Origin of the sequence: Subtercola sp. PAMC28395, from assembly GCF_018889995.1 — a bacterium.
In the GTDB taxonomy this organism is placed as follows: domain Bacteria; phylum Actinomycetota; class Actinomycetes; order Actinomycetales; family Microbacteriaceae; genus Subtercola.
On the sequence record NZ_CP076547.1, the window covers coordinates 1,276,536 to 1,289,913 of the forward strand.

At 63.7% G+C, this 13,378-nt stretch carries 15 protein-coding genes; 8 read left to right on the top strand and 7 right to left on the bottom strand.

Translation table 11 applies throughout. The features are described 5' to 3' along the window. Nucleotides 1-15 precede the first annotated feature (15 nt). Both KPL76_RS05905 and KPL76_RS05910 read right to left on the bottom strand, forming a co-directional pair. Nucleotides 16-1,440: a polysaccharide biosynthesis tyrosine autokinase gene (locus KPL76_RS05905; RefSeq protein ID WP_216335538.1), complete on the bottom strand. Its 1,425-nt coding sequence runs from the start codon at nucleotides 1,438-1,440 to the stop codon at nucleotides 16-18. A gap of 229 nt (nucleotides 1,441-1,669) precedes the next feature. Further along, a complete protein-coding gene (locus tag KPL76_RS05910; RefSeq protein ID WP_216335539.1) occupies nucleotides 1,670-2,137 on the bottom strand; it encodes a hypothetical protein in 468 nt (155 codons plus the stop codon). Here KPL76_RS05910 and KPL76_RS05915 point away from each other — a divergent pair. The 4 genes from KPL76_RS05915 to KPL76_RS05930 all read left to right on the top strand — a co-directional run bounded on the left by KPL76_RS05915 (nucleotide 2,127) and on the right by KPL76_RS05930 (nucleotide 6,093). After that, a complete protein-coding gene (locus KPL76_RS05915) occupies nucleotides 2,127-2,795 on the top strand; it encodes a hypothetical protein (protein ID WP_216335540.1) in 669 nt (222 codons plus the stop codon). The two genes, KPL76_RS05910 and KPL76_RS05915, sit on opposite strands and share 11 nt — an antisense overlap. A 178-nt stretch (nucleotides 2,796-2,973) precedes the next feature. After that, the gene (locus KPL76_RS05920; RefSeq protein WP_216335541.1) at nucleotides 2,974-3,420 is read left to right on the top strand and encodes a hypothetical protein; all 447 of its coding nucleotides are present in this window, start codon (nucleotides 2,974-2,976) and stop codon (nucleotides 3,418-3,420) included. A 330-nt stretch (nucleotides 3,421-3,750) separates the two neighbouring features. After that, nucleotides 3,751-5,373, top strand: coding sequence for an HNH endonuclease signature motif containing protein (locus KPL76_RS05925; RefSeq protein WP_216335542.1), 1,623 nt, complete (start codon nucleotides 3,751-3,753; stop codon nucleotides 5,371-5,373). Nucleotides 5,374-5,499: 126 nt separating this feature from the next. Beyond that, the gene (locus tag KPL76_RS05930; protein WP_216335543.1) at nucleotides 5,500-6,093 is read left to right on the top strand and encodes a low molecular weight phosphatase family protein; all 594 of its coding nucleotides are present in this window, start codon (nucleotides 5,500-5,502) and stop codon (nucleotides 6,091-6,093) included. 124 nt (nucleotides 6,094-6,217) lie between these two features. On the opposite strand, the gene KPL76_RS05935 is transcribed toward KPL76_RS05930, so the two are convergent. After that, nucleotides 6,218-6,406, bottom strand: coding sequence for a hypothetical protein (locus KPL76_RS05935; RefSeq protein ID WP_216335544.1), 189 nt, complete (start codon nucleotides 6,404-6,406; stop codon nucleotides 6,218-6,220). A 13-nt stretch (nucleotides 6,407-6,419) separates the two neighbouring features. On the opposite strand from KPL76_RS05935, the gene KPL76_RS05940 reads away from it, so the two are divergent. Continuing rightward, on the top strand, nucleotides 6,420-7,136 hold the full coding sequence (locus tag KPL76_RS05940) for a DUF4214 domain-containing protein (RefSeq protein WP_216335545.1): 717 nt from the start codon (nucleotides 6,420-6,422) through the stop codon (nucleotides 7,134-7,136). 35 nt (nucleotides 7,137-7,171) lie between these two features. On the opposite strand, the gene KPL76_RS05945 is transcribed toward KPL76_RS05940, so the two are convergent. The 3 genes from KPL76_RS05945 to KPL76_RS05950 all read right to left on the bottom strand — a co-directional run bounded on the left by KPL76_RS05945 (nucleotide 7,172) and on the right by KPL76_RS05950 (nucleotide 8,870). Then, complete coding sequence (locus KPL76_RS05945; protein WP_216335546.1) at nucleotides 7,172-7,327, bottom strand: hypothetical protein; 156 nt, start codon at nucleotides 7,325-7,327, stop codon at nucleotides 7,172-7,174. A gap of 565 nt (nucleotides 7,328-7,892) precedes the next feature. Next, nucleotides 7,893-8,027 (bottom strand): hypothetical protein, encoded by a 135-nt coding sequence (locus tag KPL76_RS14870; protein WP_256438727.1) that lies wholly within the window; start codon nucleotides 8,025-8,027, stop codon nucleotides 7,893-7,895. 411 nt (nucleotides 8,028-8,438) lie between these two features. Further along, entirely contained in the window at nucleotides 8,439-8,870 is a 432-nt protein-coding gene (locus KPL76_RS05950; RefSeq protein WP_216335547.1) for a hypothetical protein, read from the bottom strand. Between the two features lie 28 nt (nucleotides 8,871-8,898). On the opposite strand from KPL76_RS05950, the gene KPL76_RS05955 reads away from it, so the two are divergent. From KPL76_RS05955 to lepB, 3 genes are all read left to right on the top strand, one after another. Beyond that, on the top strand, nucleotides 8,899-10,497 hold the full coding sequence (locus tag KPL76_RS05955; protein WP_216335548.1) for a DUF4214 domain-containing protein: 1,599 nt from the start codon (nucleotides 8,899-8,901) through the stop codon (nucleotides 10,495-10,497). 122 nt (nucleotides 10,498-10,619) lie between these two features. Next, nucleotides 10,620-12,002 carry a hypothetical protein gene (locus tag KPL76_RS05960; RefSeq protein ID WP_216335549.1) on the top strand — a complete coding sequence of 461 codons (1,383 nt, stop codon included), beginning with the start codon at nucleotides 10,620-10,622 and terminating at the stop codon, nucleotides 12,000-12,002. A gap of 62 nt (nucleotides 12,003-12,064) precedes the next feature. Beyond that, nucleotides 12,065-12,952, top strand: coding sequence for a signal peptidase I (gene lepB / locus KPL76_RS05965; RefSeq protein ID WP_216335550.1), 888 nt, complete (start codon nucleotides 12,065-12,067; stop codon nucleotides 12,950-12,952). An 82-nt stretch (nucleotides 12,953-13,034) separates the two neighbouring features. Here the strand turns inward: lepB and KPL76_RS05970 are convergent, their stop codons facing one another. Then, nucleotides 13,035-13,283, bottom strand: coding sequence for a hypothetical protein (locus KPL76_RS05970; RefSeq protein WP_216335551.1), 249 nt, complete (start codon nucleotides 13,281-13,283; stop codon nucleotides 13,035-13,037). Between the last annotated feature and the right edge of the window lie 95 nt (nucleotides 13,284-13,378).

Sequence of the window (13,378 nt, forward strand, 5' to 3'; positions counted from 1 at the left end):
CTTGTGACGTGAAGGCTATTTGCTGCGCCGTCGCTGGCGGATCGGAGCAGCAGTCTGAGAGAGTTCTGACTCGGGGCCCGCACCGTAGTAGCCATAGCGCTCGGCGTTGTAGGCGTCGGGTCCCTTTGAAGGGAGCATTGTCAGCACTACGCCGACAACGTTGCTCTTGATTCCCGTCAGGGAGTTGAGCGCCCGGGCCAGTTCGGTGCGCTTTACCTTGCCTGAACCAGCGACGACGATTGCGCCCGCTGTCATGCTGCTGATGATCGCGGCGTCAGTCACCGGCAGGAGCGGTGGCGCATCGATGATCACGTAGTCGACCTGGTCGTTGAGAGCAGTTATGAGGTCTTGCATTGCCTGTGAACCGAGCAATTCGCTGGGGTTCGGGGGGATTCGCCCTGCCGGGAGCACGTAGAGCTCGCCGGTGCCCCAGGGCTGCAGAACATCGGCCAAGGGAACCGTGCCGATAAGAACGTCGGTGAGCCCGACGGATCCTTCGATTGCCATGTATTCGGCAAGTCTTGGTTTTCTCAGGTCGCCGTCGATCAAAACCGTTCGTGCGCCGGTCTCGGCCAGTGCCAGGGCGAGATTCGCCGAGGTGGTGCTCTTGCCTTCGGCGCCGATCGACGATGTGATGACGAAGCAGTGGTTGCTCGAGCCGGCGTTGACGAACCTCAGATTGGTTCGCAGGGATCTGAAGGCTTCGGCCCGTGGGTTGCGCGGGTCGCTATGCACGATAAGCGGGTGCTTGGCCGACTCTGGGTCGAAACTGGTGCCGCCGAGTAGAGGCGCGTTCGTCACATTTTCGACATCATGGACCCCGTGAACGCGGGTGTCGAGGGCCGCCCGGAGGAAGGCGGCGCCGATTCCGAAGACGAGCCCGACGAGAAGGCCGAGAGCGATGTTGAGAGAGATTTGGGGGCTGAATGGAGTGCTGGCTGGAAGAGCTGGATCGATGACCTGCACGCGAACCAGACTGTTGCCACCACCAGTGGGTTTTTCAAGTTTTTGCACCACGACGGTGCTAAAGCTGTTAGCGGTGGCATTCGCCAGATTCGCTGCCATCTGAGGGTCAGTGTCGATCGCTGCCAGCTCGATGATGACCGTGCCGGCCGGCGAGGTCGCCGAAAGTTGGGAGCCGAGCTTCTTGGCAGTGGTGTTGAGCTTGAGGTCGTCGATGACCCGGTCGAGGACGGAGGCGCTCGTGAGAATGTCGAGGTATGACTTCACTTTTGCCTGGGCATACGTGTTTCCCGAGGTCAGTTCACCGGCCGTTGGAGATTCGGACGCCTGAACCGAAACGTACATTGTCGCGGTCGATTGGTACATAGGTGTGGCGGCCGCAGCGATTGCAGCGCCGGCACCAGCGCCAGCGATTGCGAGGACGACTACCAGCAGCCACCCTTTGCGCAGAACCCGGATGTAGTCTTCAAGATTCACGGCGTCTGGTCCCTATTTGATGTCGGCTGGCGCGTGTGGCACAAGTTGCAGAAAGGTTCTTCGGAGAGTTCACGCTTCGAAGCGCGACAAGGGGTCTGGGCCGCAAAAGAAAATGCAAGGCTGACGACTGCAATCTCGCATTTGAAACTATCTCGCATGTCAAACTATACAGAACGTGTAACTTGGTGCCATTTCGCACACGGACGAACGCCAATGCCTATCGGAGGAGTCACGTGCCACGACGCACTTGGGCCGCCAGGCGCTCCTTCGCCATTGTGGGTGCGATCGGGGTTTCGGCATTTGCGTTGTTTGCCAGTAGTGCTGCGGTGGCTGCCCCTGAGCTTGCGAGTGGGGAGAGCCGGTCATCCATTGTGCTGGTCGCCGACCCGGCGCCGACCGACGTGCCTGTGACGCCGGTGCCGACAGTTGACCCGCCGCCAGACCCGGTGCCGACGCCGCCGGTCGTTGACCCGAGCCCTACCGTTGTGCCTACGCCGGAACCCACCGTTACCGACCCGGCCGTTGTGCCATTGACGCCTGACCCTGGGGTGACTCCGGACCCCGTTGTAACGCCGGACCCTGCGGTGACCAACATTGCTGTCTTGCCGGCGGGCGGCGGGATTGTCGAGCGGAGCACCCCTACTGCTGCGCCGACGGTAGTGCCGACGCCGGAGCCAGCGCCCACTGTGACGGCCACGGCTGCGCCTCTGCCTGCGATCGAGCTGCCGTTCTACCCGCCACCGTCGGCGGGGGTGGCGCGCGATGCCTTTCCGTTCCTCCTGGCCGGGATTGCTGGTGGGCTGGTGTTGCTCGCGGGGTTCGGGGCGTACCTGTTCGCGCGGTGGCGCGTGAGGCGACTGCGGTTCAGGCCAGTGTTCGGCTCGAGTGCCGGGCAACGTGGTGGTCTGGGTGTTTTCGGGGTTGCCGGGGAATTCGGGGTGCAGAATGCTGGGGCGAATGCTGGGTTCTTCAGTGTGGCGGGGGTCGTGACGCCTGTCTCCGCAGGGTTGGTGGCGGCGGGCTCAGGGTCGGGCGATTCTGTCGCTGGGCGCGGGGCGTTCGCAGCGGGATTGCCCGTGCGGGATGCGTCGTCTGGAGAGAGATTGGGTGATGCGTTCGAGTTGTCGCTCGCGCCGATCCATCGCCCTGGTGCGGTGCGCTCTGCGTCGGCGTTTCTGCTGGGGCTGGTGCCACGTCGGGCTGCCACTGCTGAGATAGGGGTTGCAGCGTTCGAGGTGTTTGAGCCAGTTGCTGTGCAGTCGGTAAGTCGGCCTTCGTCTGACCTTGGGTTGCCGTCGCAGCGGGCACCCCGGAAGAGCGCGCTGAATTTCGACCTGGGGTTGTCTGCGCCCTAGCGTCGCGAGCTGTTTCGGTTGGTGCGTTTGGGGGCTTTGCGGGTTAGACCCGGTGTAAAGCAATGTTGATTGCTACCTCACGCACAGCAATGCGGGTTGGACTGTCGATTGACCGGGCCGGACGTAATCCCCACTTGTAGGCGCAGACGATCCTGCGGCATGAACGTAAGTTGCACTGATGCGCTTCGTTCCTGCCATCGCGGCAATAGTCCTCGTGAGTTGCCCGCTCACCGGTTGCACAGGCGAACCTGCAGACACGCCAGCTGCTGGGCGCTACGCCCTCATGCCAACAGCGCTCGTCGATGACAACACCACATGTGATGCCCTGTATGGAGCCAGTACAGATGGCCCAATTGTCGATGCCGTCGATATCGTGCGAAGGTTCGAGACGAAACCGGATCTCTCCCTCGTTACTGTCGGTGAGCTCCAGAGCACAATCATCGCCCTCGACGATGTTCGCACCCGGGCTTCAGTCAGTTCGGAGAGGCTGATCGACCGGAACGAAGTCACACTGCGCCAGCTCCTCACGATACAAACGAGCAGGGTCAATGCGACCGTCGACACTGGCGTGTTCAAACAGGCAGGCATGGACCTCCTTGGCTTCTGCGCCCAGTACTTGCAATGAGAGGCATAGCGTCCAATCGGCTCCAGGATCTGGTGGGTGGGGAGCTTAACTTGGTCGGGGCCGGGGCACTGGTTGCGCGCCAGGTGACGCAGTCGAGCCCGTGAGCACCGAGCGCGCCTGAACTGCCCGAACCAGGCGAACCGGGCCGCCTTCTCATCCCGCGAACAGCGGAGGGTTGCCGAATTCGCGACAGTCTGTTGTTCGGCATATCGCTGCCCTCGTTGGGTCAAGAGTCCCTAACAACGGGTGCTCATGAGAGGCTGTGCACTGATCTTGGTGGCGGCTCTCGTTTAGTGAGGGATTGTCAGTGGTGGGTGTTTGGATGGGGGTATGAAAACACCAGCTGCCGGAGGTTCCGGGTCGTCGCCTGAGGGTCTTGATGACCCTCGGGTTGCGGCGTTGCGTGCGGCTGTAGAAGCGGTTGTGTCGTCGGGTGGGTTTGGGGCTGCCGCGCCCTGCGGGCTTGCCGACGAGGAGTTGCTGGCCTGGGCGGTGGCGGGTGAGGCGTTGCTGCGGTGTGCGGAGGGGATCGTTGTCGAGGCGGCGGGGGAGCTGGCTGAACGGTCTAAACGTGAGCATGGTGATGACCGGTTGACGGTGAAGCATGGCTGCGCGGATGTGGTGTCGCTGATCAGTGGTTTGACGGGGGTGTCGAAGAAGACCGCGGCAGGCCGGGTGCGGCTCGGTATGGCGGTGCGGTCGTCGGTGTCCTTGGTGGGGCTGGTGAATGAGAGCAACTTCCCTGCCGTGCTGGAGGCGCTGCGTTCGGGGCGGCTCGGGGTCGATAGTGCCCAGGTCATTACTCGCATGTTGGGGGATTCGGCGCGCCGGGTGGGGTTCGGTGCGGATCTGCATGAGTGTGAGCGGATGTTGGTGCTCGCCGCTGACCCCAGGACGGAGGTGGGGCTTTCGTTGTCGGCGGATCAGGTGGCAATCATGGCAGCGCAGTGGCAGGGGCATCTGGATCCTGATGGTGCTGAACCGACAGCTCGGGAGTTGGAGGACAAGCGCGGCTTGTGGTTACGGCAGCAGGCTGACGGTACGTTCAAGGTCGGTGGTCTGTTGACGGCGGTGCAGGGTGCGAAGTGGCAGGCCATCGCCCAAACCATCCTCAGCCCCCGACTCCCGCGATTCGGCGGCCCCGGCGACGCTTCGGGAGTTCTTGAGGGTGACGAGACTCACGACGGTCGTGTGGCACGGGTCGATGATGAGAACTGCGACAACGATGCTCCGAACGACCATCGTGCACCTGGCGGAGAGGGTAGTCCTTCGCGCAGTGGCGAATCCTCTGGCCCGCGCTTCGACGACGACGACACCGATGACGACACCGACGACGACATCGACGATGAGGTGAGTCCGGTGTTGGCTGACAGCCGCACGCGTGAGCAGTTGTTGGCGGATGGGTTCACGGCGTATATCGATCGGGTTGCGGGGTTGCCGGGTATGCCGGTGTTGTGTGGGGCGCGTCCGACGATCAACGTGCACGTCACCTTGGAAGATGTTGTCGACGGGCGGGGTGTGGGCTGGGTTGACGGGGTCGACCAGCCCGTCCCGGTGGCAACCGTCGAGCAGTTGCTGTGCCATGGGGATGTGATTGCGACGGTGATGCGGGAGGGGCGGGTGTTGCAGCACGGGAAGACGAAACGATTGTTCACTCCGGCGCAGAACAGGGCCCTCGCCGCCCGCGACGGCGGATGTGTGTGGCCGGGCTGCGGCAGACCCCCGTCGTGGTGTGAGACCCATCATGTTCTCGATTGGCGTGACACAGGATATTTGCCGGGTCGAACAGATGTCGACAACGGGGTACTGCTGTGTCACTTTCACCATTCGAACGTGCACAAGAGCCGGTGGAAACTCGTCATGATCACGGGTGCGCCGCACATCATCCCGCCGCCCGAGATCGACTGGACACAAACACCCCGACCCTGCACACAACGACGAACCAGACAGTAGCCGCGTACGCGGCAATGTGGAGGTGCTCGCAGACAGAGCGCACGTGCGTATGGGGAAATCCCTCTACGCTTGAAAGACTTCTGCTTCACTTGCCCGATGCCCCGCTAGTTGTGAAAAGGCCGCACTGTGACTCTCTCGATTCTCACCGTCTGCACGGGCAATATTTGCCGATCCCCGTTCGCGGCGCTGTATCTGCAATCGAAGCTCTCCGGGCTGACGGGGGTCACCGTGAGCAGCGCAGGAACGATGGCGCGCGATGGTGATTCGATGACGGACGAGATGGGTGCGCTGGCGGAGCGGTTCGGGCTCGAGCCGGGGACGCATTCCGCCCGTTATCTGGTGGAGCCGTACATCGAGAAGGCGGATCTGATTCTTCCGCTCACCCGGGGGCATCGCAGCGAGGTGGTGCAGATGGTTCCGCGCAAGTTGCTGGTGACGTTCACGGTGCGGGAGTTCGCGCGGCTCGGGAGCCTGGTGAGCGACGACGAGGTTACGGCTGCAGCTGCTGCCGGGGGGTCTGATGCCGAGAAGGTCAAGGCTGTCTGCCGGCTGCTGGCTTCGCGTCGGTCTCAGGGGGACCCGGCTGCGGACCCGGCTCTCGATGACGTGATCGACCCGTATCGGCGCGAAGACGAGGTCTACGAGCTCTCTGTCGCGCAGATGGTTCCTGCGCTGGATGAGATCGCTCGCGTTCTGACGCTGATACTCAAGGCAGCCTGAGCGTGAGCGGCGGGCGCCCATCGGGCCAGGCAGTTCTACTCATTATTGCGCTCGTCGTTGGTTCGGTCACGGCTGGAGCGGTTTCGGCGACAGGGGCTACGGCGGACGCTGCGGGCGTCACTGCTTATGCTTCGGCGGCTTCGGGTGGAGCTACCCTGAGCGGGCGGACGGCAACGGCGAGCGTCACGCCCACACCGAGCGTGACGCCGACACCGAGCGTCACGCCTAAGCCCACCGTCACGCCGAAACCCACTGTTCCCCCTACGCCGACGACGACACCGAAGCCGACGGTTACTCCGGCGCCAACTATCACTCCGGTGCCTACCGTGACGCCGAAGCAAACGGCCACACCAACTCCCACTCCGACGCCGACCCCGACTCAGCCTGCACCGCCACTGACACTGGCTGCGAAGTACTCTGCGTATGTGACGGCGCTCGCCACGGACTATTTGGGGCGCACGCAGTCGGCGCAGGAGAAAGCGACATTCACGAATCTGCTTCAGACGGGCACGAAGCGGGGTGTGATCGCAAAGGCGTTTGCTACGAGCGATGAGTATCGGATCATCCGGATCAAAGCGGCGTACACGACGATTCTGGGTCGTGTGGCGGAGCCTGCCGGAGTCAGTACGTGGCTTGCGGCGATGCGTGCGGGGCAGATCACGACAGACGGCATCGAGATCGCGCTGTATGCGTCGCAGGAGTACTTCCAGTTGCATGGTTCGACGAACTCGGGTTTTGCCACGTCGTTGTACAAGAGCCTTCTGCATCGCGCTGGGAACAGCGCCGAGTATGACTTCTGGGCGTCGTATGCGGCGAAGAAGGGTCGTACGTGGGTTGTGAAGCAGTTCTGGGCTTCGGCGGAGACGACCGGGATTCGGGTTGTGCCGATGTATCAGAAGTATCTGGGTCGGGTGCCGACGGCTGCTGAGTTGCAGCAGTCGATTGTGGACGCGCCGCAGGTGGGGGACTCGGGACTGAGGCAGAGTATCACCGCCGGGAACGAGTACTTCCTGCGGAGTATTGCGCGGTTCGGCGGGCGGTAAGGCAGCATGCACTGCCCTGACTAGGAGGCAGCTGGCTACTGGGTGAAAGCTACGACCACGAGAGCTACCGTTCCGCCAACAAGCACTACGCCGACGGTCACCTGCACAACGAGGTTGTGCGAGAATTTGTGCCACGTCGACGTGAGTTCTGGCCGCTCGAAGGGCTTGTCGGCTCGTTTTGGGGGGCTCATTGGTGCTTTCGGTTCTGCGCCGGTATTTCGGCTTTGGGCTGTGCGGCGCTGTAGGCACTAAACGATACGCGAGCATGAATCATTAAGCATCCCCCCTTGTTGGGTGCACACTCCGTGAATTCTTTGCGAATTCGTTGGTTCATGCTCTGCTTGAATTCAGACTCACTACTTCTTCGGAGCGGTGACGGGAGCGGATTGGTGGCGCGCGCGCACAGATCTTCGTCTTCTGACACCCGCAATGTGTGCGTTCGCTGCGGCGCTTTCGTCGGTGACCGATGAAATCAGGCGGCAGCGGGTCGTGACTGCTGTGGACATGCTCGTCGGGGTCGACTATTGTCACCTTGACCTGGCACATCGACCGGCACTCGGGGTTCGGCGGGGATGCCGAAATGCGGCGCACGGTGGTCTGGGTGCATGACCGCGCTCCCAGTCAGATGCGAGGCGTCGCTTAGATCTTGCGCACGCTTTGAGGCTTGCCTCGGCCGGGGCCTGAGGCTGAGGCTGAGGCTGAGGCTGAGACTCGGACGCGGTTATTGCTGTCGCTACTGTTGCGTTGCGCCGCGCCTCAGGGGCGCTGCGTGAGAGCCACGCCCACGAGGGCGGCTGTGATGAGACCGGCCGGGATGAGGACCGAGAGTTTCACGATCATCCCAACCCGTGAGGCGTGGTTGTCGTTCAACTCTGAACTTTGCTGTGCCATGGGACTGCCCGTTTCTCGGCCTGCGAAACCGATGAAGATGAAACGCTTTTCTGCGTAGGCCGCACCCCCGATGGTGTGGCCGTTCCGAAGGTATCGCATGGGGCGCGGCGGTGGGGGTGCTCTGGCGGATTGGGTGACCCCCAAACCGAGGGGCGGATTCGGGCGTGTTCCGGCGGAACGGTGTTTCGGCAGTCTGGCTTTCTTTCGGACCGTTTGTCGGCAGGACGGCAAGGGGAGGTGCGGTCGAATGCGGGGTGAGAGTTGGGGGAGTGGGCTCGAAGCGATGTCGGGGCAGCTTTTCAGGCCCAAGGATTTTCGAGAAGATGTTCGGCTCTGTCGGCTTCGAGGCAGTGAGGGGCGCGCGCGCCGATCCGGTACGCTGAAGCCGATACGCCAGTGAAGGCGCGTCGGTTAGTGCCGGCATTGGGCATTGGGCATTGGGTAGTGGGGCGGGGGCGCCGTGGGTCGATCGTTTGTTCGTGTTTCGGCAATCGCGGTTTCGTTGAGTCTGGCGGCGGTGTTCGTTCCGGGGGCGTCTGCCGAGGGGACCGTGCCGACGCCGACGCCGACGCCAACCGCTTCTTCGAAGCCTGGATCGGTTGCGACGCCGAGTCCGAGTGCGACACCGACTTCTTCTTCGGCGGTGATTCCGGCGGCCACGCCGACACCAACTGTTCCACCGGCACCAACTGCCACACCGATACCAACTGCCGGTGTTCCGGCCGGCAAAACGACTGCTACGCCGAGCCCGAGCCCGAGCCCGACTCCGAGCCCGAGCCCAAGTCCGACTCCGACGTCGAGTGCTACGCCGACGGCAGGTGCAACGCCGTCCCCCCAGGCCACGACCTCTGGGTTCACGGTGAGTGGGCACGTGGATCTGGGGTCGTCCGGGCATCCTGCGGGCGTTGGAGATATGGCGATCTGGTACTGGTATTACGATGCGGGGGCGTGGACGCCGCTTGATTACGATGCAAAGATCACCACGGATGCCGCGGGGAATTTCGTTCTGCCAGTGGGGGATCACGACACTGTCGCGATCGAGTACCACTATCTCGGCACGGGTAATTTCGTCTCGAAGCCTTACGTGGACGATTGGGTAATAAAGCCTACAGACAGTCGGGTCCTCCACCTCACCCAGAGTGTGACGGCCACTACTGTTGTGCTTGCGGTCGGGGCCCAGATTTCGGGGACGGCGCGGGGCACACGGGGGCAGGTGCTGGCCGGGCTGACGGTGTACGCCATACCGAAGAAGGATGACCCTGGTAATTACGATTCACACATGACAACGACCAAGGCCGATGGTTCGTATTCGCTCATGGGCCTTCAGGCTGATCGCTATTCGGTCATCTTCTCGGGCAGGGGAGACGCAGATGAATGGTACTTTTCCCAGATGCCGGGTTCCGATGCCTTCAATCGGGAAGGCGCGGGGCCGGTGAAGGTGGCTGTGGGTGAGAGCAAGACCGGCTTGGATGCCACTCTCACGGCGGGCGCTATCGTGAACGCGCCCGTGAGCTGTCTCACCTGCCTTAGTTCGGGTACGGTTCGCGTCTCCCTCGATATTCTGAATCCCTCCACGAAACTCTGGGTGCGCGCTTCGGGCGATTTGTTCACAGCAGACGTCGCGAGATTCACCGATCTGTACCCCGGTGCCTACCGAGCGACGTTCCACTATGAAGGGCCAGAGGCATACGACGATGTGACCGTCGCTCCGTTCGCGCTGACGGAGGGCCAAAGTTACGACCTGCCCTATGTGAACCTGACGCAGAAACCGGTAGCGGCCGCCGGCGTTTCAGCACCCGTTCGGGCATTCATCACGGCCTTGTACTACGACTATCTTGCTCGCCGGCCGTCGACCGCTGAGGTCGCGTTCTGGGGCGCGCAGCTGGCGCACGGCTCGGGGTCGGGCGTGATCGCCAACGCGTTCGCCCAGAGCGACGAATATCGACTGGACTGCATCGATGCGGCGTACAAGAAGGCACTCGGCCGGGCGCCGGACCCAGGAGGGCGTCAATTCTGGCTCGACCGGATGCACAAGGGGCTCTCCACAACCGACGACATCCTGAAGTCGTTCTACGCATCGGAGGAGCTCGCTCATCGTCGAGGGACCTGGAGCTGGGTGTCGGCCCTGTACCAGTTCATCCTGGGGCGGTACTCAACATCAGGCGACGATACGAACTGGATCGCTGCGGGGCGGGCGTATGCGCAGGCGCACGGCGAAGCGGGCAACAGTTATGCCGATGGCGCGGATGCCTATTGGGTGGTCGACCAGATCTACGAATCCCGGGAGGCCGCAACCGACAGAGTGCGGGACATGTATGACCAGTACCTCGGTCGTCATTGGCCCGGGGACTCGGAGCTGGGGTTCTGGGCGCCGCTCGACCAGCGGTACGGTGACTCGATCGTGCGCGGAGGCTTCACGGGGAGTGCGGAGTATTACGGGCGGGCGTCGTTGCGGTTCGCCGGAAATTAGAGAACTGCGGTCTCTTGGCGTTTGACCGTATCTGGAGTCGACCGTACTGGAGTCGAACGTATCTGTAGTTGACGTATCTCTAGTTGACGTATCCGTAGTTGACAAACCTGTAGTTTGAACGCATGGGGTCGGTTGTCTCGCTCGTCGCGCTGGGTGTGCGTTTTGCCGTGGAGCTCGAGGGTGTGAGTGCGAGCGAACTCGGGCAGTTCGTGGAGTCGTGGAAGTGGTGCGGGGCCGCACTGAGCGAGTTGCCTGAGGTCGCGGGGGTGCGTGCGGGTGAGGGTGCGCCGGCGGGTGAGGGTGCGCCTGAAGGGGTGGCGATCATCCGGGCTCGCGTTTTGTCAGGGGCTGTTGGCTCTGCGAGCGAGCCGCCTCGTCGGGGCGAGGGTGAGGGTGCGGTCGAGAGTGCCGAGAGTGTGAGCCAGCCGCCGCCGGATGTGGTGGCGGCGAACTATCGGGCGCTCGCCGACAATCTTTCGGGGCGGATCACGCGCGAAGCGATCGATGCACGCAGGGGTGACCTGCTGATGCTGCATGCGGGCGGAGTTGTCGACCGGGCGACGGGCAATGTGATTGCGTTCATCGGGCCGTCGGGGCGCGGAAAGACGACGGCGTCGATCGCGTTGGGGCGGGTGTTCGGGTATGTGACCGACGAGACGTTGGCGATCATGGATGATCTGACGGTGTTGCCCTACGGCAAGCCGCTCTCGGTGAAGCTCCCGCCGCCGGAGCTGTGGAAGGACCAGGTCTCGCCGAGCGAGCTGGGGCTGAATCGGCCGCCGGACGGGGTGGCGCTGCAGCTGGTGGGGGTGGTGATGCTCGACCGGGTGGCAAGTGGCGCGGGCGCGGGCGTGGGTGTTGCTGGCGAGAGTGATTTTGAAGAGGGTGCTGTTGCGGAGGGTGCTGGCGGCGAGGGGGGTGTCGGCGAGGGGGAGTTGCCGAGCATCCGGAGCGTGGGGCTGACCGAGTCGATCGGGGAGCTGGTGCCGCAGATCAGTTATCTGCCGGAGCGGGAGCGGCCGTTGCGGCGGTTGGCCGAGGTTTTTGAGGCGTGCGGCGGGCTGAAGCAGGTGCGGTATCGGGAGGCGACGACGCTGGTACCGCTGTTCGCGCGGTTGTTCGAGGAGGCGGCTGGGCGGCTGGACGTTGGGGGGCCCAGGGCGGCGCAGAGTGGCGTGCAGGGGGACGATGCGGTCGCGGGCGATCTGGGCCATGGTGAGCAGTTGGCTGGGACGGATGCGGCGCCGGGATATCTCACTGTGGCGCTCGACGTGCTGCGCGACGGGGAGTCGTTGATCGTGCTGAGTGGCACGACTGTGCGGGTGTTGGCGGGGATCGCTCCGGTGATTGTCGAAGCGGCAGTGGTGCCCCGCACGGAGGTGGAGCTCATCGATGCGGTGGTCGCCATGCACGGGGTGCCGTCGGATGAGGAGGGTGCTGCGGAATCCCTGGTGCGCGCTGCCGTCGCGGAACTGGTTGATGCGGGCCTGCTCGCGGTAGTTTGAACGCGGTAGTTTGAACGCATGAACCCGACAACGGCATCGGCCGCGACGAGAAAGCGGTTGTGATGACAGGCTTGGGCGGCGGGTCGGGCGACGGGTTGGGCGAGGGGTTGGGCGAGGAATCAGCGACGCGGGCGCCCGAGGCGGACGATCTGGCTGCGGGTGCTGCGGGTGCTGCGGGTTCAGCGGGTGCAGCGGGTGGCGCGGGTGCTGCTGGCGGAGGGGGTGGTGCGCGGGGGAAGCGGGCGGGCATCCGGCGCATCACGGGGAGCTTCTGGTTCAACGTTGTCGCGGCGTTTGTGGTGCTGGCTCTGGTGCAGGCGTTCGTGGTCAAGCTGTACTACGTGCCTTCGGGGTCGATGCAGCAGACGCTGGCGATCGGCGACCGGATTCTTGTGGACCGGGTGAGCCTCGATTTCGGGGATCCGCACGCGGGTGATGTGGTGGTGTTCACGGCGTCTGACCTGTGGGGGGAGAAGGCTGCCGCGCCGTCGAATCCGCTGGTGTATGCGGTGAAGTGGCTGGGCGGGGTGTTCGGGGTTGGGCAGAGTCTCGACCACACCCTGGTGAAGCGGGTGATTGCGGGGCCGGGGCAGACGGTGTCGTGTTGCGACAAGCAGGGGCACCTCCTGGTCGACGGAAAGCCGATCGACGAGCCGTATGTGTTTCAGGATTTTGAGTTTCAGGCGGGGTCGCTGGATTGCTCGACGGTGCCGGCGTCGCAGCGATGTTTCGGCGAGGTGACGGTGCCTGAGGGGGAGTACTTCGTGCTCGGCGATCATCGCTCGAACTCGAACGATTCGATTGCGGGGTGCCGGGGGCGTGACCCGGCGGTGCCGGTGTCAGTGCCTGGGGGGGCGGATGACGCGTGCCTCAAGATGGTCGGGCGCGCAGACGTGGTCGGCCGGGCGTTCGTGGTGGTGTTGCCGCCAGGACACTGGGGTGGGCTGTAGGGCGCTGAGCTTCAGAGGCAGACGGCTGCGCTTTGGAGCGGCGCGCAGTCTGCCTTTCAGCTGGTGTGAGCGTGTGTGTGTGTCAGCGGGAGTGCATCAGTGCGATCGTGGCAAGGGCGACGGCGGCAGCGGCGACGACGATCAGAATCGTGATGGTGATAATGCGGCGGCGTCGGGCGCGAACGAACTGGCGGCGGTTGCGGTCGGTGAGATGCGACGTGGGCGAGGTCTGCGCGCGCCCTGTTGATGGCCCCGACTCGATGGGAACGCCTGAGTCACTGGTCTCGACCGCGTGTGCCGAAAGCGGTTCGGTGATGCTGTTCTCTGTCACGATGAAGTTGCCCTATCCCCCAGTAGCCCTCGAAGCGGCTACTCACTGAGCGCCTGAGGCGCTGTGAGCGTCATGATCCCCGACCCTCACGATCA

Excerpts from the sequence above, each read along its gene's own strand:
- KPL76_RS14870 (WP_256438727.1), bottom strand. The coding sequence starts at position 8,027 with ATGGCACAGCAAAGTTCAGAGTTGAACGACAACCACGCCTCACGGGTT.
- KPL76_RS05920 (WP_216335541.1), top strand. The coding sequence starts at position 2,974 with ATGCGCTTCGTTCCTGCCATCGCGGCAATAGTCCTCGTGAGTTGCCCG.
- KPL76_RS05925 (WP_216335542.1), top strand. The coding sequence starts at position 3,751 with ATGAAAACACCAGCTGCCGGAGGTTCCGGGTCGTCGCCTGAGGGTCTT.
- lepB (WP_216335550.1), top strand. The coding sequence starts at position 12,065 with ATGACAGGCTTGGGCGGCGGGTCGGGCGACGGGTTGGGCGAGGGGTTG.
- KPL76_RS05960 (WP_216335549.1), top strand. The coding sequence starts at position 10,620 with ATGGGGTCGGTTGTCTCGCTCGTCGCGCTGGGTGTGCGTTTTGCCGTG.
- KPL76_RS05945 (WP_216335546.1), bottom strand. The coding sequence starts at position 7,327 with ATGAGCCCCCCAAAACGAGCCGACAAGCCCTTCGAGCGGCCAGAACTC.